The following is a 26,341-nucleotide window of genomic DNA, read 5'->3' as shown; positions in this document are numbered from 1 at the left end:
GTTTCTCCTCATACATAAGGCGGCATTATTTATTGCGGCGCCGGCACCGGCTGTTGCATCGGAGCTGTCGTTTCAGGCGCTTTGGGGTCAGCCGCACTCGCGGTCTCGGTGGATTTCGCGAGTTCCGGATAGGCATCGATCACGTGAGCCCCGTTCAGCGGCTTGCTGACCCCGTTGTGACAGGTGGTGCAGTTCACCTTCGGCACGTCGCCAAGGGCGCCGAGGCGGTTCGGCGGGAAGGTCGACAGCAGCGGCTCAAGATAGTTGCCGTTGATGTCCCGCACCATCCGGATGCCGTGCCAGGCGGTGGTCCTCTGGGGCGTGCTCTGCGACCAGTTCGAGATCGCCCGGGTGTTGTGGCAGAAGGTACAGTTCACCCCAAGACCTTCCGACATATGGATCATCAATCCGTAGGTCTTCTCCGCATCCTGGATCGGCTTGCCCTTCGTCGTCGGCAGCGCCGTTGTCGCGTTCACACGGATCGCGTTGTTGTCGATGTTCTTGTCGGCGAGATACTCTGTGAGCGTATCGTAGGGCAATGAAGCCAGGCCGACCGAGGGCGCGGCCATGTTCTGCCCGTTGTTGCGGGCGATGAAGCCGCCTGGCCGGTTGGGACCCGGCTGGGTGAACCAGATGTTGGCCGGCACCGGCTGCCCGCGGTGACAGGTGTAGCAGGTCACGCCGGCGCCACCCACGTGATTGTCCTTCCAGGAACTGTTGATGTGCTGCGTCATCTGCAGCATCCGGCGCGCGACCTTCTTCTGATATAGGCTGTCGTCGGCCATGTTCTCGGTATTGTGACAGTAGGTACAGCCCTGCTCGGGGCTGACCCATTCGGTCATCGAAGCCATCAGCCGATTGAATTCATTGACGCTGACGTTCTTGAGGACCTGGACGTTCTCGTAGGTCGTGCCGGCGAGTTCCTCGCCGGGCTCGGCCGGATCGGCGGGAGCCGGCGCGAGGTTGGCCGCCTTGGTTTCCTCGACGCCTTCGCGGGTATGGACCTGTGCCATCGCAGTGCCACGAAAGCCGTTCTGATGGACCGCCAGCGGCGGTCGATCCCAATCGGTCAACCCCACCATCGCCACCGTGAGAAAGAAGGCGATGGAGGCTCCGAGGACGGTGAAGAAGGTCTTCATGGAGCTCCCCCGGGAATGGTGGTGGGCGACACGCTCAACGGATCGATGACCGGCGGATAGACCTGCGGATAGGACGGGGCGACGCCGTGCTTGACCGCCCAGAGGTACCAGTTGTCGACGACGGTGCCGGTGAGCAGGATGCCGATGCCGCCGGTGAGCGTCGTCAGGACCGCGAACCACCAAGCCCAGCGGTGAACCGACTCCATGGTGGCGTTGAAGCCCATGGTCCAGCGCCAAAATAGGGCGGCGCGCTCCGTTGCGGTCCCGCGGTCGACGATCTGGTCGATCTCACGCTCGCCGCCGAAGCGGCTCACAGCAAGGATGGTCCCGCCATGCATCGCGAAGAGCAGCGTCGACCCGTAGAGGAAGACGATCGAGAGCATGTGGAAGGGATTGTAGAACAGGTTGCCGTAGCGCAGTGAGAACGCGGCGGTCCAGTCGAGGTGCGGGAAGATGCCGAAGGGCACCGCCTCGCTCCAGGACCCCATCAGCACCGGCCGGATGAAGCCGAGGACGAGGAACAACCAGATCGCAGAGGCGAAGGCCCAGGGCACGTGGTAGCCGAGGCCGAGTGCCTTGGCCCGGCGAAACAGGCGCAGCCACCAGAGCAGCACCGAGGCGGTGAGGAAGAACCCCGCGATCAGCCACCACCCGCCCTCGGCCAGGGGTGGCAGGACCCGCAGGCCGTATTGCGGTCGAGGCGGCTCGAGGGCAAGCCAGGGAAGCTGGCGCACGAATTGAATCGGGTCCCAATTCACGCTCGCCCACATGTTGAGGCCGATGATCTCGAAGGCGATCAGGCCGCAGGCGAAGGAGAGTGCCCCGAGATAGCCGATATAGATCGGGCCGACCTGGGCGTTGCCGATGAGGCCGAACAGGTAGGAGTTGAATGGTGTGCCCCAGCGCTTGTTCGAGTCGACTGGGATGCCGAGGTCCGGCGAGATCGGGCGGACCTGAACTTCGGAGAAGATGTTCTGGTAGTAGGCCATGGTGTCGCGAGCCTCCCTTTTTCGAGATCAGCGCCAGACCGGGAGATTGAGCCACCAGCCCCACCACTCGGGCCAGCCACGGGTCCAGATCGGACCGCTGATGACGATGCAGACCGCGCTCCAGAAACCCGCCGACAGGGCCAGGAACAGGCCGAGCCGATGGATGCCCAGGGTTCCGATCGAGTAGCCGATAGTGTCGCGGAAGAAGGTGTCCTCGTGCTCGGGGGTCTTGACCACCTCTCCCTTGCCTGGATTGGTAGAGGACAGGATCAATGAGCCGTGGAGCGAGAGCGCCAGCGTCGTCGTGAAGAAGAACGTCACCGCCAGCATATGCGCTGGATTGTAGTGGAAGTGCAGGTACTGGTATCCGGTGTTCGAGACCCAATCGAGATGGGAGAGGATACCGTAGGGGAAGCCGTGTCCCCAGGCACCCATCAGCAGGGGCCGGATCACCACCAGCGTGACATAGGCGAAGATCGCAACCGAGAAGGCGAAGGGCACGTGGTAGCCGATGCCCAGCTTACGACAGATCTCGACCTCCCGCAGAGCCCAGGAGGAGAAGGCGCCCACCGCGCAGAAGGTGATGATCTGCCAGAGGCCGCCCTCCTGGAGGGGAGCCAGAGCGAGCCCGTATTTCAGGTCGGGCGGCGCAATGTTGATCTGCCAGATGTTCCAGGTCGGCCCGAGCGCCGCGCCGTAGATGATCAGGGCCGTGCCGAGCACAGAGAAGAACAGCGTTGTGACGCCGAAGAAGCCGACATAGAACGGCCCGACCCAGAAATCGAACAGATCTCCGCCGACCAGCGTGCCACCGCGGACGCGGTATTTTCGTTCGAAACTCAGCATCGCCATCGCGACCTCCCAGGCCCATCACCAGACTTGTCGGCGATGGTCGACGGGTGGCTCGTGGCCAGCCCGCCGATCATCCGTTTTCGAGGTACTCTGCTTTCGATGCCGGCCTGGTCAGGCGGGCATCGTCGGCAGAACCAGTGTCTGCGCGTTGGCGGCGCGCGGCGCCTTGGGACCCTCCAGCCAGTTGAACCGGTCGGTGCTGAGTAGAATGAAGTGGATCAGCAGCGCCAGAATGAACAGGAAGGTGAAGAGCGCCACCAGGGTGCGGCGCGGATCGAAGAGAAGCCAGACCTTGTGCATGATGAGGGTCCTTCTCAGGAGAGCAGGGAGACGACGCCCTGGGCCGCCGTCTCGAGGGCGGCGTAGCCCTTCGGTCCGGGCAGCCACGGGCGCCATAGCCACACGAGGATGTGGGCGACCACGGCGATCGCCGTGAAGATGATGAAGCTCGTCAAGAAGATCGCGTGGAACTCCTTGGCTTCCGGTTCCGTCAGCCCGGACAGGCTGCTCGGTTTCTCGACAATGCCATTGGCCATCGGTTCAAACCTCCGCTTTGACTAGCCGCGCCCGTGGGACGGGAGACGGCGGGGTGCGCCTGCGGCCGCGCGGCGCGGCTTCGGCGGTCCTTCCCGCCAGTTCGGACGGGAGGTCGATCGGGGGCGGGCATAGGGCCTCGACCCGAGGGCAAAACAGGTCAGGGAGGCGCCGCAGCGAACTGCGGTTCCTGCCTGGGGAGGGTCACCCCATGAAGACGAAGGGGATCGCCGAGACGGCCATCGCCCGCGCCTCCGCGAAGACCGAGCGACGTTGCTGCGGCAATGTGCTCTTGGCCTGGGGAATCACACGCTGCGCGAGTGCGGCGACCAGGAAGAAGGGATAGGTGGAGGCCAGGATGATCCGAAACTGGACCTCGTCCTGATGCAGGCGCGACACCGGATTCAGCGAACGTTGCATGGGATGAGTCTCCTCCTGGCGTTTCGCGGCGGGGCGCATCTGGTTCGGGACGCGCGGGGTCGGCATCGACCAGCTGGACGGCGCCGCGCCGTACCAGCCGGAAAGGGAATGGGGGTTGAGGCCGGAAGGTGCGCTCATGCGGCAGCTCCCAGGCTGGCTTCGGCGCGGGCGCGCTCGACATGGTCGATGCCGACACGCGTCCCGCCCTCGACCCGGGCGACGCGCTCGGCCGCGTCGCGCAGACGCTTGGCCGCCGAAATCCGCACCAGCACGGGATGGGCCTCGACGAGCTCGTCGAGACGGGCGCGGGCCGCCTCGTCCCAGGCCAGCTCGCGGTGGAGGCGCGCCGGGGTCGCCTCGACCTTGTCCATGTCGCGCGCGAGCGGCAGGATGTGGAAGAGCATGTCGAAGAGCGCGTTGCAGACCTCCTGGACGAGGTAGGTCGCCCCGGAAAAGCCCATGAAGGGCGTGCCGGTGTGCCGCCGGATGATCGCTCCAGGGAACGAGGCCGGCACGAACACGGCGCGGGCGCCCGCTTCGGCCGCGTACATCCGCTCGTTGAAGGACCCGAAGAGGACCAAGGGCGGATTCTTCGCGATCATCTCGCGAATGGCGGCGTTGTCGGTCTTCGCACCGGCCCTACGGGACACCGAAAAGTGGCAGGGCAGCCCCATCTCGTCCTCGAGAAAGTGCCGGACACCCCGCGCATAGGTCTCCGAGGCCACGATCCCGAAGCTCGCCGTCCCGAAGAAATCCTGCGTCACCGAGCGCCAGAGATCCCAGATCGGCTTGATCGTGGTGTGCTTCTCGCGCTCGATGAACGGCTCGGGATCGAGGCCGAGTGCCTCGCCGAGAGCACGCAGGAACCGCGTCGTCGAGAGGATGCCGATCGGCGCCTGGAAGTAGGGACGCTCCAGGGCCTCGCAGAGCAGGCGGCCGAACTCGCGGTAGAGACAGATGTTGGCATCGGCATTTACGAGCGCGGGCACGTCGGCGAGGTGCGAGCCGAGGGGAAAAACGAGGTTCACCTCGGCGCCGATGCCCTCCACCAGGCGGCGGATCTCAGCCAGATCCGAGGGCATGTTGAATGTGCCGTAGGCGGGCCCGATCAGGTTCACCCGCGGCTTCACGCCCTCCTGGCGCTCAGGTCGCGCCGGAATGCCCTTCTTGGCAAAGCGCTTCGCGCCGTATTCCTGCCAGAGCCAGGACATGGCCCGGTCGGCGGTCTGCCACTGGTCCTCGTCGATGGTGCGCGGCAGGAAGCGTTGGAGGTTGGTGCCCTCGGGGGTCACGCCGCCGCCGATCATCTCGGCGATGGAGCCGGTGACGACCACGCTCGGCTGAGCCGGGTCCAGGGTGGCGTGCGCCCGCTTCATCGCGGCCTCGGTGCCGTGGCGGCCGAGTTCCTCTTCGGCGAGGCCCGTGACCACGATGGGCAGTTCGTGCGGCGGCAGGGCGTCGGTGTAGTGCAGCACCGAGGTCACCGGCAGGTTCTCGCAGCCCACCGGACCGTCGATGACGACCTGCAGCCCCTTGATGGCGGTGAAGACGTAGACGGCGCCCCAGTAGCCGCCCGCCCGGTCATGGTCGAGGACGAGCATCAGGCCATCTCCCCGATCGGATCGTGGGCGGGCTTCGCTCGTACCGCGGAAGCGACGTTTCGACGGAGCTTCGGCACGTCTTCCCAAATGCCGGCGGCGTGGCCCTCGCCGACGCCGTCAAAGAAATCCCGCATGGCATCGAAGCGCGCGCGGTTGCCCAGCGCGGCATTAATGACCTTGGCGAGGGAGCCGGCTCCTGCCACGCCCATGAGCGGACGGGCCGAGATCAGGTTGGTGAAGTAGAGGGCGGGAATACCGAGCGCCTTGGCCTTCTGCACCACGGGCGTGGTGCCGATGGCGAGGTCGGGTCGGACATCCATCAGGGCCGCGAGGTCGTCCTCGAGGGACGCCCGGTAGCGAACCGTGACGCCACGGGCCTCGAGCCAGTCCCGGTCGGCCTCGGAATGGGGGGTACGTGGGCAGGCGGTGCCCACATAGGCGAGGTCCGCACCACTCTCCACAAGGAGGCGGCCAACCAGCAGTTCGGAGCCTTCGTAGCCCGACAGCGTGATTCGTCCCCGAATGGGGTTGGCGGCAAGCGCACCCTGGATCATGGGCAGGACGCGGTTCTTGGCCGCCTCCACGGTGGCGCGCGGCACGGCGCAGGCCTCGCCGATGCGATCGAGCCAGTCGGCGGTGCCGTCGTGCCCGACGGGTGCCGAGCCGACGATCGGCCGACCGGCCGCTGAGAACTCGCGGAGCGACGCGGTATAGAAGGGATGGATCGCCGCCACGGCGGTGCAGTCGAGCGCCGCGTAGAGCTCGCGCCATTCCCGTGTGGGCACCACGGGACCGGCACTCAGGCCCAGCGGCTCCAGCAATCCGCCGATGACGACCGGATCGGCCGGGAACATCTCGCCGAGGAGGGCGACGGTCGGGCGCTCGGCCCGGCCGGTGCGGGGCGCCTGGACGGGTCCCTGCTCGGCCTCGGCGCGCGCGAACTTCAGCATCGCGCCGGCCAGGACGTCCTTGGCCTCGGCATGGGTGGGGACCCCGAAGCCGGGAACGTCGATCCCGATGATGCGGACTCCGTCGATCTCCTTCGGCAGCAGGCGCAAGGGCACGCCGGAGGCCGTTGGCACGCAGAGATTGATGACGACAACCGCGTCGTACTCGGTGGGCTTGGCCACATGGAAAACCGCTTCGCGGATATCTTCGAACAGCTTTCCGGTAACGAGGGTCTCGGAGTTGAACGGCACGTAGCCGACGCTCCGCTTGGCGCCATAGAAATGCGAGGTGAAGGTCAGGCCGTAGACGCAGCACGCCGAGCCGGAGAGGATCGTCGCCGTGCGGCGCATCCGCAGGCCGACCCGGAGCGAGCCGAAGGCCGGGCACATGCTCTGGGGCTGATCGTGCGGGCCGGTCGGATAGTCCTTCCGGAGTTGCTCCAGGGTGTCGGACATGCCGGCGGCCTCGGCGGCCGCCCGCATCGTGTCCTTGCCGGAATGGCAGCCGAGGCCGTCCCCCTTCACGGCCGCAAGGTTCACGACCTCGGCCGAAGCGGACGGCACCGGGGCGAGGCTCGAAGCCGGACGCTCCTTACGGGCGCGGAGATCGGCGATGTCGAGGGTGACGGCCATGATGCGTCAGACCTCGTCGTAGACGACTTCGAGGGATGGCTTCACGACCTGCGCCGTGCCGCACATGTCCTCGAAGGTGGCGGGTACCAGGGTGACGCCGCGGCCGACGGCCTCGCCCTTGAACAGGCCCAGGAGACCGTCCTGGTTCAGGGGCGTCGGATGGTTGGGGGTCGCCGCATGGACGTTCTGCGCCAGGTCGGCGAACAGCGATCCCCATTGGCTCTCGGGGCGCCCGATGATCTCGTAATTCGCGCTCTTCTTGCGGATGTCGTCGTCGGCCGGGATCGAGGCGAGGACCGGGATGCCGACGGCGGCCGCGAAGGCCTGGGCCTCGCCGGTGCCGTCGTCTTTGTTGATGACGAGGCCGCCGACGCCGACGTTGCCGCCGAGCTTGCGGAAGTATTCCACCGCCGAACAGACGTTGTTGGCGACGTAGAGCGACTGGAGATCGTTCGAGCCGACGACGATGACCTTCTGGCACATGTCGCGGGCGATCGGCAGGCCGAAGCCGCCGCAGACCACGTCGCCGAGGAAGTCGAGCAGGACGTAATCGAAGCCCCACTCGTGGAAGCCGAGCTTCTCCAGCAGCTCGAAGCCGTGGATGATGCCGCGTCCGCCGCAGCCACGCCCGACCTCGGGCCCGCCGAGTTCCATGGCGTAGACACCATCGCGCTTGAAGCACACGTCGCCGATCGCGACCTGCTCGCCGGCGAGCTTCTTCCTGGTCGAGGTCTCGATGATCGTCGGGCAGGCGCGTCCGCCGAACAACAACGAGGTGGTGTCGCTCTTCGGATCACACCCGATGAGCAGGACTTTCTTGCCCTGCTGGGCCATCATGTAGCTGAGGTTGGCCAGCGTGAACGACTTGCCGATTCCGCCCTTGCCGTAGATCGCGATGATCTGCGTCTCCTTGGTGGCCTTCACCGGTACGGGATCCGGTTCGATGCCGGCCTCCGCGCGGAGCGCCTCGGAGGCCTTCAGGGCCGCGCCGTTCAGCTGCATGTTCATGCGGCTCTCCAATCCAGGATCATCTTCAGGCACTCCGGCTCGCCGAAGGCCGTGCGATAGGCGTGAGGAGCGTCCGCGGCCGGGCGCCGATGAGTGACGAGGCCGTCGAGGGAGAGACGGTCCGCAGCGATCAGCGCCAGGGTCGCCGTGAGGTCCTCCGGCCGCCATTGGGCAGCGACGCGGATACGCGCTTCGCGCAGGAAGGCCGGAGCGAAGTCGAACTCGAGTCGACCCTCGTAGAATCCGGCGAGGACGATCTCGCCGCCTTGGGCGAGGCGCGCGATGGCCGTATCGAGGATCGCGCGGTCGCCGCTGACATCGAGGATCGTCGCGTAGTCCCGCCGGGCATCCCCATCGGGCGCGACGACCAGATAGGCATCACCGCTCGAGCGGCGGACGGGATTGGTTTCCCAAACCTTGGGGCTCCCGCCGAGCGCCCCGGCGATCCGCGCGACGAGACGCCCAAGGACGCCGTGGCCAACGATCAAGAGAGGACGCTGCAGATCGATGCCTGCGAGGGCATGGCGTGCGGTGGCCGCCAGCGCGATCAAGGTTCCGCGCTCGCCCAACGCGTCGTCGATCGGAACCAGCCGGCCACCAGCACTGACGAGATGAGAGGCCGCCCCGCCGAACAACCCGCGCACCGGGCCAAAGCAGCGGGCGCCGGGGACGAACACGGTCTGTCCGACCCGAACTCCACTGTCGGCCCCGGCCTCCACGATTTCGCCGACGGATTCGTAGCCGGGCACCAGCGGGTAGCCCATTCCGGGAAACGGGGGCATCCGGCCCGTCCAGAGCAGGCGCTCTGTTCCGGTGCTGATCCCGCTCCACCGCACGGCGACCACGGCGTCGGCCGCGGTGGGATCGTCGAGCACCAAGCTCTCGATGCTGAGCTTGCCGGGATCGTGGAGGACGACAGCGTTCGTCTGCATCGAGCCTGCCCTCCCCTGATCCACCGACTCGGCTCGTTTCGCTTCGAACCTGTTATGTCATCCTAGATAGACACTTTTGAACGTCAAGCATAACTTACACTGGTCGGTGTCTTATTGCGTGGACACCAGAAGGCGGGCCAGGAGTGGACGACGGGTGGAGATCTCGCGGGTCTGCCCGAATCCGGCCTCGCGAAGCAGCGCGGTCAGTTCTTCACGGGTGCGGCAATGCCCGCTGCCCATCGCCAGAAGGTAGAATCCGAAATACGCGTCGGTGATCTGTTCGGCGCCGGGCGTGCCACTCATGGGTTCGGCGAGGACGAGGCGCCCGCCCGGCGGCAGCGCGTCCCGGACGGCCCGAAGCAGGATGCGAACGGTCGCATCGTCGTGATCGTGAACGATCCGCACCAGGGTGATGACGTCGGCGCCAGGCGGTAGGGGGTGGGAAAGGAAGCTGCCGCCGAAAGTCTCGAAGCGGCCATCGAAACCGGCCCGGGCCAGTTGCCCGTGCGCGCGTCGCGCGACCGCCGGCAGGTCGAACAAACGGAGCCGGAGGGCAGGTGCCGTTCGGCCGGCCGCAGCAAGAAAGGCGCCTTCGCCACCGCCGACATCCATCAGGCAGGCGTGTCGCCGCATCGGGTAGGCATCGAGAATATCCTCGGCGATCAAGGCCTGTGACGCCGACATCAGACCGCTGTAGGGCGCGACCGCGTCCGTCTGCAGGGCGGCCCCATCCTCACCCGCATAGGGCCAATAACCCGCCAGACGCGTCCGCCCCGCTTCCCCGCGCAGGAGTGCAACGGGATCGCGCAGATCGTCATAGAGCAGGGCGTGGTGCTCGATCATTCGGCCAATCGACGGATTGCCCACCAGGGCAGCACCGAGATCCGCCAGCAGGTAGCGGCCATCCGGTAGACGCCGGATCAGGCGCAGCGAGGCCGCCGCCTTGAGGAGTCGCGCGGCAGCCTCGGAGGATAGCCCCATACGGGCGGCCAGAGCCGCCTCGGACATGGGTCCATTCGAGAGCAGGCCGAAGAGATTCAGGCGGACGCAGGCGAGAAGCGTCTGCGAGTAGGTGAACCCGGCGCAGAGATCGAACAGCGCTCGCGTATTCGAACGCGCGATGCGTCGCGTCAGCGGGAAGCCGGCGGCCCAGCGCTGGAACCGCGGGTCGGCCACGATGCGGGCCCGAAGGGCATACCATCGGGCGCGGAGTCCGCCGCGGCCGAGCGGCATCTGGGGATCGAGTGCGGCGCTCCGCGCCACGTCAGGCCAGTTCCTGCGCAAGGCTCGCCGGAAGGAAGAGGCGCGTCTGCGCCACGATCTCGGCACGAAGGATCTCCGCACCGGGACAGTCGGGAATCACCTCGACGGCCTCGCGCACGAGGCGCTTCAGGCGCGCCAGTGCTCCACCCATGCCGAGAAGTGCAGCGGCGTTCGGTCGGCCCAGGGTCGAGTCGCGACCAACGGGCTTGCCGACCTCTTCCTGTCGGCAGGCGACATCGCGCAGGTCATCGGCCACCTGATAGGCTTCCCCGAGGCATTCCCCCAGGAGACGCCAGGGCAGCGAGGGTGCGCCGGCCGCGGCCGCACCCGTCACCGTCGCGGCGGCGAACAAAGCCCCGGTCTTGGCCTGCTGGTACTCGGTGAGCGCGACGGTCGGTTCGGATTCCCAGGCCTGGCCCGCGGCGATTCCGGACGGTGAGCCGGCCGCCCGGGCGACGAGGCCGACCAATGCGGCCAGACGCTTGGGGCTGCGCGCCGCGCCGCGGGCGAGAGTCTCGAAGGCGGAGACGATCAGTGCATCCCCAGTCAGCACCGCCAGAGGCTCGCCGAACGCCGCATGGACCGAGGGCTGGCCGCGCCGAAGCGGCGCATCGTCGAAGCAGGGTAGATCGTCGTGCACCAGCGAAGCGCAGTGCAGAAGTTCGATCGCCGCAGCCGCAGCGTCCGAGGCTGACGGATCGTCGTCACCGCAGGCGCGAGCGACCGAGAGACAGAGGCGCGGACGGATCCGATGTCCACCCGGGAAGACAGCATACCGGATGGATTCTGCGAGCCGGGGCGGAGCACCGGGAGCCTCGAGATGGGCGACGGCGGCGTCGAGGGCCTGCTCGATGCGACGGTTGGCGTCCATGGCCGTCTCTCCTGTGTCACTTGTACTTGCTATTACAAACTGTCAGTATTTATTGACAGTCGTCAAGACAGAACCGCATGACGGAGAAACCTGCGTGAAGGTCGTCATCATCGGCGCCGGAATCGGGGGGCTCGTGGCGGCCTTGAAGCTCGCCGCCGCTGGGCTCGACGTGACGGTGCTGGAGACCAGCCCGCGACCGGGGGGCAAGATGCGCCGCGTTCCGGTGGGCGACAGCGCCGTCGATGCCGGGCCGACCGTCTTCACCATGCGCTGGGTCTTCGAGGAGATCTTCGCGGAGTGCGGCGCCGACCTCGCCGCCCATGTCGGGCTGGAGCCGGCCGCGATCCTGGCCCGTCATGCCTGGGGTCCGGGCGAGCGATTGGATCTCCACGCAGACCCGGAGGCCTCGGAGGCGGCGATCGCGGACTTCGCCGGGCCGCGCGAGCGCGACGGATACCGTCGCTTCCGCGCCCGGGCCGCCGAGGTCTACGCGACCCTGGAAGGGCCGTTCATCCGCGGCGAACGCCCGAGCCCGATCGACCTGACGCGCCGGGCTGGGCTCTCCGGGATGGGCGACCTCTGGCGGATCCAGCCTTTCACAACTCTCTGGCGCGCGCTCGGCGACTACTTCGCCGATCCGCGCCTCAGACAACTGTTCGGCCGCTACGCGACCTATTGCGGCTCGTCGCCCTTCGCGGCGCCCGCGACCCTGATGCTGGTGGCACATGTGGAGAGCCAGGGCGTCTGGCACGTGGCCGGCGGTCTCAGCCGGCTCGCCGGCGCGGTGGCCGACCTCGCGGCGGAGCGCGGCGCGGGGTTCCGCTACGGTACCGCGGCCCGCGGCATCGCCCTGCGGGGCGGCCGCGTCGTCGGCGTCGACCTCGACGACGGTGAGCGATTGCCGGCCGATGCCGTGGTCTGCAATGCCGACGTGGCGGCCCTCGCCGATGGCCTGCTCGGACGCGAGGCCGCTCGGGCGGCAGAGTCCGTTCCGGCCGCCGACCGTTCGCTCTCGGCGGTCACGCTCTGCCTGCAGGCGCGTGCCGACGGCTTTCCGCTGTCACGGCACACGGTGTTCTTCTCCGGCGACTACGCGGCCGAGTTCGCGCGCATCCGAGCCGGGCACCTGCCGGACGATCCCACCGTCTACGTCTGCGCGCAGGACCGGAACGAGGCGCATGCGCCGTCGGGCCGGCCCGAGCGCCTGCTCTGCCTCGTCAACGCCCCGGCCCGGACCTTCAGATCCTCGGAGATCGAGACATGCGTGACCACGATGCGGCGGCGCCTGAGCGCGAGCGGGTTGACCCTCTCGGAGATCGCGGAGCCGGTGACGACGGGACCGGCGGAGTTCGCGCGCCTGTTCCCGGGGTCGGGGGGAGCGCTCTACGGGCGGGCGTCCCACGGCTGGATGGCGTCGTTCAAGCGCCCGGGCGCCCGCACCCGGATCCCGGGCCTCTACCTCGCGGGGGGCAGCGTGCATCCGGGGCCGGGGGTGCCGATGGCGGCGCAGTCCGGGCGAATCGCGGCGGACAGCCTGCTGCGGGACCGGAGTGGCGCCCGCGCTTCGATACGCGGGTGGATCGCGACGGCTACGTCTGGTGGTACGTCGATGCCCTGAGCGAGGACGGACGCCAGGGCCTGACCATCATCGCCTTCATCGGAAGCGTCTTCTCGCCCTACTACGCCTGGGATCCGGCCCGCGACCCGTTCAACCACTGCGCCGTCAACGTCGTGCTCTACGGGGAGCGGGCCAACCGCTTCTGCATGACCGAGCGCGGCCGCGCGAGTCTGAGCCGCGATGCCGACCACATCCAGATCGGGCCGAGCGGCCTGTCGTGGGACGGGACCACGCTGACGATCCGCCTCGACGAGGTGACGGCGCCGATCCCCTCGCGGGTTCGAGGAACGGTGCGCCTGCGGCCGCCTGGCTTCACCCCGGGACCGCACCACCTCGATGTGCGGGGCCAGCACCGGTGGTGGCCGATGGCGCCCTCGTCGCCCGTGGAAGTGGCCCTGGAGGAGCCCGGGATCGCCTGGCGCGGGACCGCCTACTTCGACACCAACCACGGTGACACCGCGCTCGAGGCGGCCTTTCGCGACTGGACCTGGTGCCGGGCCGACCTGCGCGACGGGGCGGCGATCCTCTACGACGTGAACCGGACCGACGGCACCCGGCAGGAGCTGACCCTGTGCTTCGCCGCCGACGGAACGCCCCGGGACATCGATCCGCCGCGGCGGGTCGCGCTGCCGCCGACGCGGTTCTGGCGCATGCCGCGCGACACGCGCAGCGACGATGAACGTGTCGAGGTCGCGCGGACTTTCGAGGACACCCCCTTCTATGCGCGCTCGTGTATACGGTCGACCTTGCGCGGCGAGCCGGTCCGGCCGATCCACGAGAGTCTGTCACTCACGCGTTACAGTCATCCGCTGATCCGGTTGATGCTGCCGTTCCGGATGCCGCGCCGGACGCGCTGAGGCGGCTCAGGCCGGCGGGTCCTTCGCCCGCTCGGCCGCGGCGCGTTCGGCCTCCGCGCGGTCGCGCCGGATGCCGCGCTTGAGGACGACGAGCTGCCAGATCGCCAGCCCAAGGGCGAGGGCGAAGACCAGGCCGATGTCGAAGGCGGCGAAGAGCGGGTCGGTCACGGACCGACCGGCACGGCGCCCTCGCGCTCGCGCAGGGTCTCGATGAGGTCGAGGACCCGGGCGACCTGACCGGGAACGTTCCACCAGGCCGGCGGCACCGGTACGGGCTGGGCGGCGACGGCCTCCACCAGGAAGGCGGTCTCGGCCAGGGCCGGCGCGGCATGGGCCGGTACGGCGGCGAGCGGCAACAGGGCGCGGACCATCAGCGCGGCCTTGCGGCGGCCCGGAACGCGGGCGCGGGTGGTGACCGGGTCGAGCCCGCCGCGCTCGAGGTCGCGGCCGATCTCGGCGTAGATCAGGCGGGCGGCGCGGATGGCGGGCCGGCAATCCAGGGGCAGCCCGGGGATGCCGGCCTCCGCGCGGAGGTAGAGGGTTTCGGCGACGGCGAGGAGGCGCCCGACCACCGCCCGGAGTTCCGGGCCGGCGACGGGGTCCGCCAGGAAGGCGTCCGGGTCGAGGCCGGCCTCGCGCATCCAGGCGAGCGGCAGGTAGAGGCGCCCCGCCCGGGCGTCCTCGCCGACGTCGCGGGCGATGTTGGTGAACTGCATGGCGACGCCGAGGTCGCAGGCGCGGGCGAGGACGGCGCCGTCGCGCACGCCCATCAGCACGGTCATCATCGCGCCGACGCTGCCGGCGACCCGGGCCGCGTAGGCGGTGAGGTCGGACAGGGTCTCGTAGCGCCGCCCCTGGGCATCCCAGGCCAGGCCCTCGATGAGGGCGGCCGGCAGGGCCTGGGGCAGCTTGTGGGCGACGACGAGGTCGGCCATGGCCCGGTCGGCGGGCGCGTCGCAGGGGGCGTCGTCGTAGATGCGCGCGAGGCGCGTGGCGAGGCGGCCCAGGGCCGCCGGCCGGTCTCGGGCCGGCACGTCGTCCACCGCGTCGTCGGACAGGCGGCAGAAGGCGTAGAGCCCGTAGGCCGGCCGGCGGATCCGGGCCGGCAGCAGAGCCGAGGCGGCAAAGAAGCTGCGCGAGCCGTCCCGGATCGCGGCCCGGCAGGCGGCGTGGTCGGCGGCATCCGCGTGGAGCGTCGCCCAGAGCGGGGGCCGCTCCGGTCCGGGCCTGATCGCGTCGAACAGGGTGCGTTCGGACCGAAGGGATTCGGGCCGGACGTTGTCAAGCGAAGAGACGCGCATCCGGCACCACCGTGTCGAGGACCTTGGCCGAGGACAGGACGCCGGGCAGCCCGGCACCCGGATGGGTGCCCGCGCCGACGAGGTAGAGATTGCGGAACGCCGAGGAGGCGTTGTGCGGCCGGAACCAGGCCGATTGCGTCAGCACGGGCTCGAGACCGAAGCCGGAGCCGCGGAAGCTCAGGAAGTCGTCGGCGAAATCCGCCGGCGTGGTGACGCGGGAGGTGACGATCGATTCCGAAAGGCCCGGCATCACCGAGGCCTCCAGGCTGTCGGCGATGGCCTTCCGGTAGGGCTCGGCCAGCACCGACCAGTCCTGCCCGCCGGCGAGGTTCGGCACCGGCGCCAGCACGTAGAACGCGTCGCAGCCCGGCGGCGCCAGGAGCGGGTCGGTGGCGGTGGGACGATGCAGGTAGAGGCTGAAATCCGGCGCCAGCACCTTCCGGACGAAGATGTCCTCGATGAGTTCGCGGTAGCGCGGTCCCATCAGGATGGTGTGGTGGGCGATGTCGGGAAACTGCCGGTTCGTGCCGAAGTACCAGACGAATAGGCCCATCGACGAGGACGAGGCCTTGAGCTTCGCCCGGTGCCAGGACCGGCCCTCCCCGCCCAGGAGGGTCAGGTAGGTCTCGGCGGAATCGGCGTTCGAGACGACGATGTCGGCGGCGATGCGGGTACCGTCGGCCAGCGTCACCCCGGTGGCGCAGCCCGCCGCCACGTCGATGCGGGCGACCTCCGCCCGGTAGCGCATGGCGCCGCCCTGTCCCTCGATCAGTCCGACGAGGCCGTCGACCAGGCGGCCGGTGCCGCCCATGGCGAAGTGCACGCCCCAGCGGCGCTCCAGATGGGCGATCAGGCAGTAGATGGCGCTGGCCCGGAAGGGCGAACCGCCGATCAGCAGGGGATGGAAGCTGAAGATGGTGCGCAGGCGCTCGTCGCGGATGTGGCGCGCCACGAGGTCGTAGACCGAGCGATGGCCGCCGAGGCGCAGCAGGGACGGCGTGATCCGCAGCATGTCGCGGACCGAGGAGAAGGCGACGTGCCCGAGTTCCTCGAACCCGACCCGGCAGATCGCGGCGCTGCGCTCCATGAAGCGCTCATAGCCGGGGACGTCCTCGGGGGAGAACCGGGCCACCTCGGCCCGCATCGCCTCCGGGTCGCCGCTGTAGTCGAAGGTGGCGCCGTCGGGGAAGCGGATGCAGTAGAAGGGCAGCATCGGCGCCAGGGTGACGTCGTCGGCCATGCGCCGTCCGCACAGGCTCCACAACTCCTCGAACAGGAAGGGCGCCGTCACGATGGTCGGCCCGGCATCGAAGGTGAAGCCGTCCTGCCGGTGGACCCGGGCCCGGCCGCCGGGCTGCTCCAGGCGCTCCAGCACCGTCACCCGGTAGCCCCGCGCCCCGAGGCGCACCGCTGCCGCCAGCCCGCCGAAGCCGCTGCCGATCACTACCGCGTGCGGGCGCGGAGACCGGGTCGTCGCGAGGCTCGGCGAGTCGGCGAGTGTCAACATAGAGTGACACTATTCCTGTCAGCCCGTCGGGTGCAAGCGCGATTCTGTGTGCGCCCGATCCGAAGGCCGCCCGGCTTGGTCCCCCCAAGCTGCGGGTGTTGGAAAAGCTAGCGCCGAGACTCGGTCATCATCCGCACGGCGAGACCGGCCAGGACCGTCCCCATGATCCAGCGCTGGATTATGGCGAAGGACGGGCGGCGGATCAGGAACACGGCGATCGACCCGGCCGAGATCGCGATCAGGGCATTGACGAGGACGCTCAGCACGATCTGGATGGCTCCGAGGCTCAGCGCCTGGGCGAAGACGCTGCCGTGGGCCGGATCGATGAATTGCGGCAGCAGCGACAGGTACATCACCGCGATCTTCGGATTGAGCAGGTTCGTCAGGAAGCCCATGAGGAACAGCTTCCGGGGGCTGTCCTGCGGCAGGGTCTTCACCTCGAAGGGCGAGCGCCCGCCGGGTCGGACGGCCTGCCACGCGAGCCAGAGCAGGTAGACCGCGCCGACGATGCGGATCGCGTCGTAGGCATAGGGCACGGCCAGAACCAGGGCCGTGATGCCGAAGGCGGCGCAGAGCATGTAGACCACGAAGCCGAGGGCGACGCCGCCCAGCGAGATCAGGCCCGCCCGCGGTCCCTGACAGATCGAACGCGAGATCAGGTAGACCATGTTCGGCCCCGGCGTCAGGGCCATGCCGAGGGCGATCGCCGCGAAGGCGAGGAGGCTCGTGGTTCCGGGCACCGTGTGGTCCATCTGCGTGAGAGGTCGGGGGCGGCCGGCGGCGGGATCCGCGTTCCGGCCGGGCGGCTCGACGGGCCGAGGCCCCGTCATCGGGGATCGGCGTCGGGAGTGCGCTGCAAATCGTGGGCAGGCGGCGCTGCGGATCATCGGGGAACATTCGCGCGCGACGACGGGTCGATATCACGAAGCCGCCGAACGAAAGGACCTAGCCATGCCGCAGATGTTCGATTGGATCTTCTTCGCGATCGTCCTTCCCCTGCCGGCCTATCTTCTCTGGGACTGGTATCAGCATCGTTCCGATCCCTCGGCGGGGCGGCAGGCCGGGCCGCGCTAGCGCGGCTTCTCGAGCTGCCAGGTCAGGTGGGTCCGCACGGTCGGCCAGTCCGGCGCGACGATGCTGTAGACGCAGGTGTCCCGCAGGGAACCGTCCGCGAGGCGCTGGTGGTGGCGCAGGATGCCGTCGAGCCGCGCGCCCAGGCGCTCGATCGCCCGCCGGCTCGCCTGGTTCATCACGTGGGTGCGGAACTCGACGGCGAGGCAGCCGAGCCCGTCGAAGGCGTGGGCGAGCAGCAGGCGCTTGGCCTCGGTGTTGAGGGGGCCGCGCTGGACGCTGGCGGCGTACCAGGTCGAGCCGATCTCCACCCGCGGCCCGGCGGCGTCGATGTTCATGTAGGTGGTCATCCCGACGGGGCGTCCGCCGGGTCCGTCGAGGACGGTGAAGGGCAGCATCGTGCCCGCGGCCTGCAGGTCGAGGCGGCGCTCGATCTCGGCCGCCATCCGATCCGGGGCCGGAACGGCCGTGTACCAGAGGCGCCAGACTTCGCCGTCCCGCACCGCCTCGGACAGGGCCGCGGCATGGTCCTGCGCCAGCGGCACGAGTTCGACATGCCGGCCGGTGAGCGTGAGGGGCGTCAGGGCCATGGGGAGAAACCTCGCGGACGGGCGCCGGGCCGGCGCCGTCGTCGGACAGCCCGCAGCGGACATCCTGCGCCCGTCGGTGCGGCCGGGCCGCGTCCGCGTCAAGTCCCGGCGGGAGGGTGCTCGGCGGCCTGCTCCCGGTAGGCCGCGACGATCTCGTGGGCGATGCGGTCCGGCGCCTCCTCGTGGGCGAGGTGCCCGAGGTTGCGGAGGAGGCGGACCCGGGCGTTGGGCAGGCGGTCCTTGAGGGCGAAGGCGGTCTCGGGGGCGATGGCCTTGTCGTCCCCGCCGACGAGCAGCAGCGTCGGCACCGCGAGCCGGGCGATGTCCCGGTCGAGGGCGGCGAGGTTCCAGTTCGCCATCATGCCGAGGGCGCCGGCGACGTGGCCCGGGCGGCGGAAGAGGCGCCGATAGAGGTCGAGGCCGCGGGCATCGAGGCGCGAGCCGGTGCCGCGGATCAGGCGCTCCACCGCCGGGCGGTCGGCGGTCCAGGCGAAGATCCGCGGGGTGACGGGGTTCAGGAACAGCATCCGGGCGAGCCCCGGGAACAGCACGGAGGCGAGGCCGGGAAACGGCGTCAGCGCGCCGTTGAGGGCGACCAGCAGGCGGGGCGTCAGACCGTCGAGGCAGAGCCGCACCAGGATCGCCGCGCCGGCGGAATGCCCGACCACGAGATCGGGAGACAGGTCGAGGGTCCACAGCAGGTCGCGGATCGCCGCGGCCATGCCGGGCAGGGACAGGCGCCCGGCGGGCAGCGGGTCGGTGAAGCCGTGGCCCGGCAGGTCCGGGGCCACGACCCGGAAGTGCCCGGCGAGCAGGGGCGCGAGGCCGGCCCAGGAATGGGTGGCTGCGCCGGTGCCGTGCAGGAGCAGGACGACGGGGGCCTCGGGCGCCCCGAATTCCTGGACGTGCCAGGTCAGGTCGGAGGCGCGGACGAACCGGCTCGCGGCGCGGTTAGGCCAATCCGCGCCGTCGCGCTCCCATTGGGGCCGGTCGCTCGGCGCAGGCATCGCGGATCCTTCAGCGTGCCGAGCGGATCGCGGTGCTCATGGCCGCGGCATCGGCATAGGGAAGCGGGACATAGCGCGCGCCCATCGCTTCGGCGAGGCGCCGCGCGGCCTCCTGCGGCCGCGCGGCGGTGTCGATGAGGATCGAACGGATGTCGGCGGCGCGCAGGAGGCCGGCTGCGTTCAGGGCCTCGGCGCCGGCCGCGGCCCGGCCGGGCGCACCGGAGCGGGCGATGTTGGCGCGCCCGTCGGTGAGCACCACCACCACCGGGGTGCCCCCGCCGCGCCGGACGGCGCGGGCGAGGTCGACGGCCGCGTCGAGGCCGGCGGCGAGGGGCGTGCCCCCGCCCCCCGGCAGGGCCGAGAGGCCGCGCCGGGCGCGCGCCAGGGCGCGGGTCGGCGCCAGCACCACCTCGGCCCCGCTCCCCCGGAAGGCCACCAGGGCGACCCGGTCGCGCCGGACATAGGCCTCGGCCAGCAGCAGCTCGACGGCGCCCTTGGCCTCCGCCAGGCGTTCCAGGGCGGCGGAGCCGGAGGCGTCCACGGCGAAGATCGTGGTGGTCTCGCTGCGCTGCCGGAACCGGGTGATGCGGAAATCGGCGCTGCGCACCTCGATGAGACGCGGGGCGCCCTGCGCGCCGGTCCGCAGTCGCTGCCAGGGCGCGGCCGCCCGCAGGGTGGGCAGGAGGGCGAGGCGGCCGGCGCGGGGCGAGCCGGGCCGGGTTCCGGCGGGACGCCCGCTGCGGGGCGCCTGCATGACCGCGCCGACGCGGCCCGCCTTCGGCGACGACGGCGCCGAGCCGGCCTGGGCCAGGCGGGCGAGGAGATCCGGCGGGATCGCCGCGCGGGCGGCCTCGACGAGGCTCTCCGCGCCCGGTTCGAGGCCGGCGTCGGAGGGCGCGGACTCGTCCGGCGCGGGCGGCTCGGGGCGCTCCGGGGGCGCGGCCTGCGCCTCTTCCGGGCTCGGGGGCAGGCGCATCGCGCGCGGGGCGAGGACGAGGCAGGCGGCCTCGCGCAGGTTCTTGGGGCGGAGCGTCCGGCCGCCCGCCAGCAGGCGGGCGACCCGCAGCGCCAGCAGGGGCGCGCGCAACGAGAGGATCCCGAGTTCGGCCGCGACCGCGCAGAGGTCGGCGACCGCACCGTCGGGATCGACGTCCGGCGCGGCCGGGTCCGGCGCGGGTTCCGGTCGATCGCCGCGGGTGTCGCCCCAGGCGATGCCGGTCAGGTCGAGGCGGAAGGCCAGGCGGTCGGCCAGGGCCTCGGGAACCCGCGCGTCGTCGCCCTCTCCCTCGTCGAGGAGGATCAGGCCGATCCGCGCCGGTGCCCGCGCGGCCAGTCCGTCGCGCTCGGCGCGGATCTCGCCGGCATCCAAGGCGGCGGCGAGGCGGGCGGCGGTGCCGGGCGACAGGCGCTCGGCCATCGGCACGACCACGCACCCGCCATCGGCCTCGGCGAGGAGGCCGGACTGGGCGATGGGCCGCCCCGCCGCCAGGGTCGCGGTGAGGTCGAGGCCGCCGAGAAGGCGGTCGTCGGCGATCCCCGCCGGCATCCGGCGCAGGGGCCGGCCGGGTCCGAGTTCGCCGGCGAGGTGGTCGAGCCAGAGGTCGCGCACCGGGCCGGCCCCGGCCCGGACGAGGACGCCGCCGCAGCCATGCGGATCGGCGGCGGCGAGGCGCGCCACGCGCAGGGCGTCGGCCCAGGCCGGGCTCATCGGGCGGGGCTCATGGGGCGAGGAGGTCCTCCACGGCGCGGGCGACCCGCGCGGTGGAGCCGGATTCGTCGAGGGGGTTGCGGCGCAGGCGGTGGCGCAGGGCCGAGGGGGCGATCCGCGCCAGATGGTCGAGATCCACCGTCTCGGCGCCCTCGTAGGCGGCGAGCGCCCGGGCCGTGCGCATCAGCGTGAGTTCGCCGCGCAGGCCGTCGGTGCCCAGCGCGAGGCAGAGGCGCGCGGCGGCCTCCAGGGTGGCGTCGGGAACGCTCAGGCCGGGAAGCCGGGCGCGGGCGGCGGTGAGCGCCTTCCGGATGGCGCGGTCGGCCTTGGCGTAGCCCGCGCAGAACGCGGCCGGATCGCGCTCGTAGGCGTCGCGGCGGCGGACCACGTCGATGCGGGTCGGCAGGTCTGTGGGCGTCGTCACCTCGACGGCGAGGCCGAAGCGGTCGAGGAGCTGGGGCCGCAGCTCGCCCTCCTCCGGATTGCCGCTGCCGACGAGGACGAACCGGGCGGGATGGCGGATGCTCAGCCCCTCGCGCTCCACGGTGTTCACGCCGGAGGCGGCGACGTCGAGGAGGAGGTCGACGAGATGGTCCTCGAGGAGGTTGACCTCGTCGATGTAGAGGAAACCGCGATTGGCCCGCGCCAGCAGACCCGGCTCGAAGGCCTTCTCGCCGCGCGTCAGGGCCCGCTCCAGGTCGAGGGCGCCGACCACCCGGTCCTCCGTGGCGCCCAGGGGCAGATCCACCACCGGGACCGGGACGGACTCGGCGGGCAGCACCGCCTGCTCGCGGCAATGGTGGCAGTGCTCGGCCGGCCGGCCGGGATCGCAGGCATAGGGACAGCCCACCACCGCCGCCATCGGCGGCAGCAGGGCGGCGAGGCCCCGGATGGCCGTGGACTTGCCGGTGCCGCGGTCGCCGAACACCAGGACGCCGCCCACCGACGGGTCGACCGCGGCGATAAGCAGCGCCCGGCGCATCTCGTCCTGGCCGACGATCGCGGAGAACGGAAAGGTCGGTGCGGCAGCCGGGAGGCTGCGCGGTGCCTTGTCCGGCGCCGCGGCCCGAAGGATCGGCGGCTTCTCGCGCGCGGACACGGTGGAGACCGGTTTCAGAGGCATCGCGCGGATCGATCCGTTCAGGTTCATGCGCTTGGTCTTTCCTGGTCCCGGCGCCCGGTGTGCAGCGCCTTCTGCCCTCCCCGGGAGACCGCGGCCCGCGTCGGCGGGATCGATGAAGGGGGGCGTGGCGTTCGGAAAGGCCGCCCCCTCTCGCGGGACGTCGTCCCGGCCCGCACGCTCCGCAGGCACCCTCCCTCGAACCGCGGGAGGGCTCGTGGCGCGGCCTACTCGGCCGCGACCCGCTGCACGCCCATCCGGCTCCAGATTGCGCTCAAGGCGCCGACCAGGTGGTCGATGTCCTCGTCCGAGTGCAGCGGCGAGGGCGTGATGCGCAGGCGCTCGGTGCCGCGCGGCACGGTCGGATAGTTGATCGGCTGGACGTAGATGCCGAACTCGTCGAGCAGGGTGTCGCTGATCGCCTTGCACAGCACCGGATCGTAGACCATCACCGGCACGATGTGGCTCTCGTTGGACAGGTAGGGAATGCCGGCGGCGTCGAGGCGCGCCCGCACCGTGGCCGCCCGCTCCTGATGCCGGGCGCGCTCGGCGCCGCTGGCCTTGAGGTGGCGGATGCTGGCCGCCGCACCCGCCGCGACGGCCGGCGGCAGCGAGGTGGTGAAGATGAAGCCCGAGGCGAAGCTGCGCACGAAGTCGCAGAGCCTGGTCGATCCCGTGATGTAGCCGCCATGGACCCCGAAGGCCTTGCCGAGGGTGCCCTCGATGACGTCTAGGCGATGGGCGAGGCCGTCGCGCTCCGAGATGCCGCCGCCGCGTGCCCCGTAGAGCCCGACCGCGTGGACCTCGTCGAGATAGGTCAGCGCGCCGTGCGCCTCGGCGACGTCGCAGATCTCCGCGATCGGGGCGATGTCGCCATCCATCGAGTAGACCGATTCGAAGGCCACGATCTTCGGGCGGGCCGGGTCGACCAGGCGCAACTTGCGGTCGAGGTCCTCGGGATCGTTGTGGCGGAAGATGTGGCGCTCGGCCCGGCTGGCCTTGATCCCCTCGATCATCGAGGCGTGGTTGCCGGAATCCGAGAAGACGGCGCAGCCGGGCATCTGCGACCCGAGGGTGCCCAAAGCCGCCCAGTTCGAGACGTAGCCGGAGGTGAAGAGGAGGGCCGCCTCCTTGCGGTGCAGGTCGGCGAGCTCGCCCTCCAGCAGCACATGGTAGTGGTTGGTGCCCGAGATGTTGCGGGTGCCGCCGGCTCCGGCGCCGCAGCGGTCCAAAGCCTCGTGCATGGCGCCGAGGACGGCCGGGTTCTGGCCCATGCCGAGATAGTCGTTGGAGCACCAGACCGTCACGGGCCGCGTCCCGGCCGGGGTGTGGTGCGTCGCGTGCGGGAACCGGCCCGCCTGCCGTTCGAGGTCGGTGAAGACGCGGTAGCGCCCCTCGCGATGCAGGCCGGCCAAAGCAGAGCCGAAGATCTCTTCGTAGTTCATGCCCGTCCCCTTCCCTCGTTGCACGGCGGGTTCTGGCCCGCTCGCCTCTCCTGCCGCCGCGGCGGCGTCGATTGGGCCGGTCCGCCGGGGCGGTCCGGGTGACGTCAGTGGCTCTCCGCCTCGGCGAGGCGCGGCTCGCTCGCGCGGGCGCCCTCCCGGCGCGCGGCCGGGACCGGCGACGGCAGCGGACCGGAGCGGGACACCTTCGGCAGGCTCCACTGCCAGAGGGCGGCCGAGGGCAACGGCAGCATCAGGAAGCCGTGCTCCAGGGTGGCGAGCGCCATCAGGGTCGCCAGGATGCTGAAGCCCGCGACCTCGTGGGCCGTGATGCCCTCGGCCAGAGCCGCCAGAGCCAGGGCGGCGGTGGCGAGGCCGGCCGCCGTCACCGAGACCGGGAACAGCGGGTTCATGGCGCGCACCCGCAGGTAGCTGCCGAGATAGGCGAGGTGCTCGGGCAGGAACTCGGCGTTGAGGTTGCGAACCCCGAGGAACAGGTTGAGGCGGGCCGAGAGGTTCATCCCCCAGAGGACGAGGTAGGTCCACAGGGCGAAGTGGTTCGGCTGGCGCCAAGTCAGGGCGAGAATCGCGAGGCCGCCGGCGACGATGGCCGCCTCGTGCCACAGGCTGGTGGCCGCCGCCGCCCGGAAGCGCGCCAGGCCCCGGGCGCCCGGGGGACAGCCGACGGCGCGCGGGCCGGAGACGAAGCCCATGTAGTAGCTCATCTCCTGCCAGCCCCAGACCACCAGGGCCGCCGTGAAGGCGACGTACGCGCTTCCCGCGCTGGCGTCCCCGGCCGAGGCGCCGATGGCCCAGAGCGCCAGGGCGAGCACGCCCGTGCCCGCGACCATGCTGGCCGCGTGGGTGGCGCGCGGGCGATGGTCGAGGAGCAGGATGAGGCCGGTGGAGAACCACCAGACCAGCACCGCGTAGAGGGCGGGGAGCGCGTAGGCCGCCATCCTACCAGACCGGCTCGAGGCGGATCTCCGCCGGCATCGGGTTGTCGAGGGTCGGCAGGGCGTAGAGCCGGGCGAAGTTCACCGCCGAGGCGGCGATCCAGGCGCCGTGCTTCAGCTTGCCCAGGAGGCCGCCCTGCGCCTTGGCGTCGGCGATCCCGATGGAGCAGGCCAGGAGCCGGTCCAGCGCCTGCTTGAAGCGCGGGTGTTCGAGGTCGAGGGTGAGCGGGAAGGTCTGCTTCGAGATCTCGGAGGTGATCCGGAAGACCTGGAAGTCGTAGTCGCTCGGATCGACGCCGAGCGCCTCGTGGAAGGCGGGGCGGCAATGGTCGCGGACATACATGGTCGCGAAGACCGCGAGCAGGAAGAACTTGATCCAGTAGCGGTTGACGCCGGAGGTCAGCTTCGGGTTGGCGCGCATCAGCAGCGCGAACGCCTCGCCGTGGCGGAACTCGTCGTTGCACCACTTCTCGAACCACTTGAAGATCGGGTGGAAGCGGCGGTCCGGGTTGCGCTCCAGCTCGCGGAAGATCGTGATGTAGCGGGCGTAGCCGATCTTCTCGGACAGGTAGGTGGCGTAGAAGATGAACTTCGGCCGGAAGAAGGTGTACTTCTTCGACTTGGTCAGGAAGCCCAGATCGACGCCGATGCCGAAATCCTTCAGCACGTCGTTGATGAAGCCGGCATGGCGCGCCTCGTCGCGGCTCATGAAGCCGAACAGCTCGCGGATGTCGGGATTCTTCGCGCGCTTGCGCATCTCGGCATAGAGCACGCAGCCCGAGAACTCGGCGGTGATCGACGAGACCAGGAAGTCCATGAACTCCTTGCGCAGGGCCGGGTCGAGCCCGGACATGTCGAGATCGAATTCCGCGTTGCGGGTGAAGTGGCGCTTGTTCGGGTCGGCGCGCAGCTCGGCGATGAGCTTGTTCCACTCCGCCCGCACGGGCTCGACATCGGTGCGGTCGAGCTCCTCGAAATCGGTGGTGTAGAATCGCGGCGACAGGAAGGTCGTCTCCTGGGCGGCCTTGGTGCCCTCGTTCATGGGGAACTTGTGTGCGATTTTCGGGGTGGGCTGCTGGATCGCTGCGGTCACAGGCGCCTCCTCTCGGAAAAGCTGACTTCGTAGAGTTCGGTGAGTTCGAGATGGCCCGCGAGCTTCGTCCAGAGGCGTTCCAGGCGTCCGGCGCGGGTCACGGTGGCGGTGCGCCGGACGACGAGGCGCTCGCCGTAGGGGACGGAGGTCGGGGCGTCGTGCACCTGCACGGCGTCGCCGGGCTCGATCTCGAAATTGGCGTCGAGGACCACGTGGGCATGCAGACTTTCCGAAGTCTGCTCGATCTCGACGGTACAGGGGACGTCGACGGTGCGGCGTCCGTTCAGCCAAGCCATCATGGTGCGGCTCCCTTCGCGCCCTTCGCCGAATTCCTTGACGGTTCGGCGTTCGTGGGCGCCCTGTCACAAGACCCCGGAATACTGTCCGATGGCAAGGCGGTCGGGCACACATCTTGGGCGAGCCTGGATTCGGCGGGCATCAACCGGGCGAAGGCGGCGTAGTTCGACGGACCGAAGGCGCCGAAATCCACGCTGCGGCCGGTGAGCGAATCCTCGAGGCGCAGCGAGCCGTCGTCGAAGCGTGTCAGCCGGAACGGCACCCCGCGGGAGAGGCCGGCCCGCAGGCGGCCCTGCGCGAAGCCCCGCAGGGTGGCGCGGATGAAGTTGTCCTCCCCCGGCCGGACCGTGGCGACGAGGTCGCCCCGCTCCGCGTCCCGCAGCGCGATCGAACCGTCCGCCGCATCGTCCACCCGCAGGGCCAGGCTCTGAACCGGCCGGGCCGGCTCCATCCGCGTGAGGCCGACGCTCTCGACCCGGCCGACCGTGATGGCCAGGACCACGAAGGCGACGAGGAGGCCGACCCCGGCGACGAGGCCTCGCGAGGTGCGGCCGGCGGTCCGTGCGAGGGGATGCGGGTTCATCG

General features: G+C 70.3%; 28 protein-coding genes. 3 read left to right on the top strand and 25 right to left on the bottom strand.

Going from position 1 to position 26,341, the window contains the following annotated elements:
• Positions 1–29: 29 nt before the first annotated feature.
• The 12 genes from pufC to ASF49_RS03585 all read right to left on the bottom strand — a co-directional run bounded on the left by pufC (position 30) and on the right by ASF49_RS03585 (position 11,189).
• Positions 30–1,139, bottom strand: a complete 1,110-nt coding sequence (gene pufC / locus ASF49_RS03640; RefSeq protein WP_056467702.1) for a photosynthetic reaction center cytochrome PufC — start codon at positions 1,137–1,139, stop codon at positions 30–32.
• Positions 1,136–2,128 carry a photosynthetic reaction center subunit M gene (gene pufM, locus ASF49_RS03635; RefSeq protein ID WP_056467699.1) on the bottom strand — a complete coding sequence of 331 codons (993 nt, stop codon included), beginning with the start codon at positions 2,126–2,128 and terminating at the stop codon, positions 1,136–1,138. Before pufM ends, pufC begins: the two co-directional genes overlap by 4 nt.
• Positions 2,129–2,155: 27 nt before the next feature.
• Positions 2,156–2,980: a photosynthetic reaction center subunit L gene (pufL, locus tag ASF49_RS03630; protein WP_056467695.1), complete on the bottom strand. Its 825-nt coding sequence runs from the start codon at positions 2,978–2,980 to the stop codon at positions 2,156–2,158.
• A 111-nt stretch (positions 2,981–3,091) separates the two neighbouring features.
• Positions 3,092–3,280 (bottom strand): light-harvesting antenna LH1, alpha subunit, encoded by a 189-nt coding sequence (pufA, locus tag ASF49_RS03625; protein WP_018043293.1) that lies wholly within the window; start codon positions 3,278–3,280, stop codon positions 3,092–3,094.
• Positions 3,281–3,294: 14 nt separating this feature from the next.
• Positions 3,295–3,516: a light-harvesting antenna LH1, beta subunit gene (gene pufB / locus ASF49_RS03620; RefSeq protein WP_055956020.1), complete on the bottom strand. Its 222-nt coding sequence runs from the start codon at positions 3,514–3,516 to the stop codon at positions 3,295–3,297.
• A 202-nt stretch (positions 3,517–3,718) separates the two neighbouring features.
• Positions 3,719–3,934 carry a hypothetical protein gene (locus tag ASF49_RS03615; RefSeq protein WP_056467693.1) on the bottom strand — a complete coding sequence of 72 codons (216 nt, stop codon included), beginning with the start codon at positions 3,932–3,934 and terminating at the stop codon, positions 3,719–3,721.
• Positions 3,935–4,068: 134 nt separating this feature from the next.
• Entirely contained in the window at positions 4,069–5,535 is a 1,467-nt protein-coding gene (gene bchZ, locus ASF49_RS03610) for a chlorophyllide a reductase subunit Z (protein ID WP_056467690.1), read from the bottom strand.
• Entirely contained in the window at positions 5,535–7,115 is a 1,581-nt protein-coding gene (gene bchY / locus ASF49_RS03605; protein ID WP_056467687.1) for a chlorophyllide a reductase subunit Y, read from the bottom strand. The genes bchZ and bchY overlap by 1 nt, the downstream gene beginning before the upstream one ends.
• 6 nt (positions 7,116–7,121) lie before the next feature.
• A complete protein-coding gene (locus ASF49_RS03600) occupies positions 7,122–8,123 on the bottom strand; it encodes a chlorophyllide a reductase iron protein subunit X (RefSeq protein ID WP_056467683.1) in 1,002 nt (333 codons plus the stop codon).
• Positions 8,120–9,055, bottom strand: a complete 936-nt coding sequence (gene bchC / locus ASF49_RS03595) for a chlorophyll synthesis pathway protein BchC (protein WP_056467680.1) — start codon at positions 9,053–9,055, stop codon at positions 8,120–8,122. Before bchC ends, ASF49_RS03600 begins: the two co-directional genes overlap by 4 nt.
• A 111-nt stretch (positions 9,056–9,166) precedes the next feature.
• Positions 9,167–10,288 carry a methyltransferase gene (locus ASF49_RS03590; RefSeq protein WP_056468083.1) on the bottom strand — a complete coding sequence of 374 codons (1,122 nt, stop codon included), beginning with the start codon at positions 10,286–10,288 and terminating at the stop codon, positions 9,167–9,169.
• 31 nt (positions 10,289–10,319) lie between these two features.
• Positions 10,320–11,189, bottom strand: a complete 870-nt coding sequence (locus ASF49_RS03585) for a polyprenyl synthetase family protein (RefSeq protein WP_056467676.1) — start codon at positions 11,187–11,189, stop codon at positions 10,320–10,322.
• Positions 11,190–11,283: 94 nt separating this feature from the next.
• Here ASF49_RS03585 and crtD point away from each other — a divergent pair, with 94 nt between their 5' ends.
• Both crtD and ASF49_RS03575 read left to right on the top strand, forming a co-directional pair.
• Positions 11,284–12,807, top strand: coding sequence for a 1-hydroxycarotenoid 3,4-desaturase CrtD (crtD, locus tag ASF49_RS03580; RefSeq protein ID WP_243214301.1), 1,524 nt, complete (start codon positions 11,284–11,286; stop codon positions 12,805–12,807).
• On the top strand, positions 12,765–13,664 hold the full coding sequence (locus ASF49_RS03575) for a carotenoid 1,2-hydratase (RefSeq protein WP_200930003.1): 900 nt from the start codon (positions 12,765–12,767) through the stop codon (positions 13,662–13,664). Before crtD ends, ASF49_RS03575 begins: the two co-directional genes overlap by 43 nt.
• Before the next feature lie 6 nt (positions 13,665–13,670).
• Here the strand turns inward: ASF49_RS03575 and ASF49_RS23480 are convergent, their stop codons facing one another.
• The 4 genes from ASF49_RS23480 to ASF49_RS03560 all read right to left on the bottom strand — a co-directional run bounded on the left by ASF49_RS23480 (position 13,671) and on the right by ASF49_RS03560 (position 17,212).
• The gene (locus ASF49_RS23480) at positions 13,671–13,832 is read right to left on the bottom strand and encodes a hypothetical protein (RefSeq protein ID WP_156652800.1); all 162 of its coding nucleotides are present in this window, start codon (positions 13,830–13,832) and stop codon (positions 13,671–13,673) included.
• The gene (locus tag ASF49_RS03570) at positions 13,829–14,965 is read right to left on the bottom strand and encodes a phytoene/squalene synthase family protein (protein WP_082510781.1); all 1,137 of its coding nucleotides are present in this window, start codon (positions 14,963–14,965) and stop codon (positions 13,829–13,831) included. Before ASF49_RS03570 ends, ASF49_RS23480 begins: the two co-directional genes overlap by 4 nt.
• Entirely contained in the window at positions 14,946–16,472 is a 1,527-nt protein-coding gene (locus ASF49_RS03565; RefSeq protein ID WP_056467673.1) for a phytoene desaturase, read from the bottom strand. The genes ASF49_RS03570 and ASF49_RS03565 overlap by 20 nt, the downstream gene beginning before the upstream one ends.
• A 107-nt stretch (positions 16,473–16,579) precedes the next feature.
• Positions 16,580–17,212: a LysE family translocator gene (locus ASF49_RS03560; RefSeq protein ID WP_056468060.1), complete on the bottom strand. Its 633-nt coding sequence runs from the start codon at positions 17,210–17,212 to the stop codon at positions 16,580–16,582.
• A 211-nt stretch (positions 17,213–17,423) separates the two neighbouring features.
• Between ASF49_RS03560 and ASF49_RS24690 the strand changes: the two genes are divergently transcribed.
• Positions 17,424–17,546 carry a hypothetical protein gene (locus tag ASF49_RS24690; protein ID WP_272481486.1) on the top strand — a complete coding sequence of 41 codons (123 nt, stop codon included), beginning with the start codon at positions 17,424–17,426 and terminating at the stop codon, positions 17,544–17,546.
• Here ASF49_RS24690 and ASF49_RS03555 read toward each other — a convergent pair.
• From ASF49_RS03555 to puhC, 9 genes are all read right to left on the bottom strand, one after another.
• Complete coding sequence (locus tag ASF49_RS03555) at positions 17,543–18,133, bottom strand: GNAT family N-acetyltransferase (protein ID WP_056467670.1); 591 nt, start codon at positions 18,131–18,133, stop codon at positions 17,543–17,545. The genes ASF49_RS24690 and ASF49_RS03555 overlap by 4 nt on opposite strands.
• A gap of 98 nt (positions 18,134–18,231) precedes the next feature.
• A complete protein-coding gene (gene bchO, locus ASF49_RS03550) occupies positions 18,232–19,140 on the bottom strand; it encodes an alpha/beta fold hydrolase BchO (RefSeq protein ID WP_056467667.1) in 909 nt (302 codons plus the stop codon).
• A 10-nt stretch (positions 19,141–19,150) separates the two neighbouring features.
• Positions 19,151–20,848, bottom strand: coding sequence for a magnesium chelatase subunit D (locus tag ASF49_RS03545; RefSeq protein ID WP_056467664.1), 1,698 nt, complete (start codon positions 20,846–20,848; stop codon positions 19,151–19,153).
• 10 nt (positions 20,849–20,858) lie between these two features.
• Positions 20,859–21,830: a magnesium chelatase ATPase subunit I gene (gene bchI / locus ASF49_RS03540; RefSeq protein WP_243214370.1), complete on the bottom strand. Its 972-nt coding sequence runs from the start codon at positions 21,828–21,830 to the stop codon at positions 20,859–20,861.
• A gap of 365 nt (positions 21,831–22,195) precedes the next feature.
• Positions 22,196–23,413, bottom strand: coding sequence for a 5-aminolevulinate synthase (gene hemA, locus ASF49_RS03535; protein WP_056467659.1), 1,218 nt, complete (start codon positions 23,411–23,413; stop codon positions 22,196–22,198).
• Positions 23,414–23,517: 104 nt separating this feature from the next.
• The gene (gene puhE, locus ASF49_RS03530; protein WP_056467655.1) at positions 23,518–24,369 is read right to left on the bottom strand and encodes a putative photosynthetic complex assembly protein PuhE; all 852 of its coding nucleotides are present in this window, start codon (positions 24,367–24,369) and stop codon (positions 23,518–23,520) included.
• A gap of 1 nt (position 24,370) precedes the next feature.
• Entirely contained in the window at positions 24,371–25,426 is a 1,056-nt protein-coding gene (gene acsF, locus ASF49_RS03525) for a magnesium-protoporphyrin IX monomethyl ester (oxidative) cyclase (protein WP_272481487.1), read from the bottom strand.
• 29 nt (positions 25,427–25,455) lie between these two features.
• Entirely contained in the window at positions 25,456–25,755 is a 300-nt protein-coding gene (locus ASF49_RS03520; protein WP_056467648.1) for a hypothetical protein, read from the bottom strand.
• A complete protein-coding gene (gene puhC / locus ASF49_RS03515; RefSeq protein WP_082510779.1) occupies positions 25,755–26,339 on the bottom strand; it encodes a photosynthetic complex assembly protein PuhC in 585 nt (194 codons plus the stop codon). The genes ASF49_RS03520 and puhC overlap by 1 nt, the downstream gene beginning before the upstream one ends.
• Between the last annotated feature and the right edge of the window lie 2 nt (positions 26,340–26,341).

It is taken from the genome of Methylobacterium sp. Leaf104, assembly GCF_001422885.1.
In the GTDB taxonomy this organism is placed as follows: domain Bacteria; phylum Pseudomonadota; class Alphaproteobacteria; order Rhizobiales; family Beijerinckiaceae; genus Methylobacterium.
Note: the sequence above shows the minus strand (reverse complement) of the source record. Positions and strands in the feature narration are given on the sequence as shown.

Coding starts and splice junctions, on each gene's coding strand:
- puhC (WP_082510779.1), bottom strand. CDS start 26,339: ATGAACCCGCATCCCCTCGCACGGACCGCCGGCCGCACCTCGCGAGGC.
- pufA (WP_018043293.1), bottom strand. CDS start 3,280: ATGCACAAGGTCTGGCTTCTCTTCGATCCGCGCCGCACCCTGGTGGCG.
- pufB (WP_055956020.1), bottom strand. CDS start 3,516: ATGGCCAATGGCATTGTCGAGAAACCGAGCAGCCTGTCCGGGCTGACG.
- pufL (WP_056467695.1), bottom strand. CDS start 2,980: ATGGCGATGCTGAGTTTCGAACGAAAATACCGCGTCCGCGGTGGCACG.
- hemA (WP_056467659.1), bottom strand. CDS start 23,413: ATGAACTACGAAGAGATCTTCGGCTCTGCTTTGGCCGGCCTGCATCGC.
- pufM (WP_056467699.1), bottom strand. CDS start 2,128: ATGGCCTACTACCAGAACATCTTCTCCGAAGTTCAGGTCCGCCCGATC.
- ASF49_RS03570 (WP_082510781.1), bottom strand. CDS start 14,965: ATGCGCGTCTCTTCGCTTGACAACGTCCGGCCCGAATCCCTTCGGTCC.
- bchZ (WP_056467690.1), bottom strand. CDS start 5,535: ATGCTCGTCCTCGACCATGACCGGGCGGGCGGCTACTGGGGCGCCGTC.
- ASF49_RS03585 (WP_056467676.1), bottom strand. CDS start 11,189: ATGGACGCCAACCGTCGCATCGAGCAGGCCCTCGACGCCGCCGTCGCC.
- ASF49_RS03555 (WP_056467670.1), bottom strand. CDS start 18,133: ATGGCCCTGACGCCCCTCACGCTCACCGGCCGGCATGTCGAACTCGTG.
- bchY (WP_056467687.1), bottom strand. CDS start 7,115: ATGGCCGTCACCCTCGACATCGCCGATCTCCGCGCCCGTAAGGAGCGT.
- ASF49_RS03520 (WP_056467648.1), bottom strand. CDS start 25,755: ATGGCTTGGCTGAACGGACGCCGCACCGTCGACGTCCCCTGTACCGTC.
- ASF49_RS24690 (WP_272481486.1), top strand. CDS start 17,424: ATGCCGCAGATGTTCGATTGGATCTTCTTCGCGATCGTCCTTCCCCTG.
- bchC (WP_056467680.1), bottom strand. CDS start 9,055: ATGCAGACGAACGCTGTCGTCCTCCACGATCCCGGCAAGCTCAGCATC.
- puhE (WP_056467655.1), bottom strand. CDS start 24,369: ATGGCGGCCTACGCGCTCCCCGCCCTCTACGCGGTGCTGGTCTGGTGG.
- ASF49_RS03600 (WP_056467683.1), bottom strand. CDS start 8,123: ATGAACATGCAGCTGAACGGCGCGGCCCTGAAGGCCTCCGAGGCGCTC.
- pufC (WP_056467702.1), bottom strand. CDS start 1,139: ATGAAGACCTTCTTCACCGTCCTCGGAGCCTCCATCGCCTTCTTTCTC.
- bchI (WP_243214370.1), bottom strand. CDS start 21,830: ATGCGCCGGGCGCTGCTTATCGCCGCGGTCGACCCGTCGGTGGGCGGC.
- ASF49_RS03565 (WP_056467673.1), bottom strand. CDS start 16,472: ATGTTGACACTCGCCGACTCGCCGAGCCTCGCGACGACCCGGTCTCCG.
- ASF49_RS03590 (WP_056468083.1), bottom strand. CDS start 10,288: ATGCCGCTCGGCCGCGGCGGACTCCGCGCCCGATGGTATGCCCTTCGG.
- ASF49_RS03615 (WP_056467693.1), bottom strand. CDS start 3,934: ATGCAACGTTCGCTGAATCCGGTGTCGCGCCTGCATCAGGACGAGGTC.
- bchO (WP_056467667.1), bottom strand. CDS start 19,140: ATGCCTGCGCCGAGCGACCGGCCCCAATGGGAGCGCGACGGCGCGGAT.
- ASF49_RS03545 (WP_056467664.1), bottom strand. CDS start 20,848: ATGAGCCCGGCCTGGGCCGACGCCCTGCGCGTGGCGCGCCTCGCCGCC.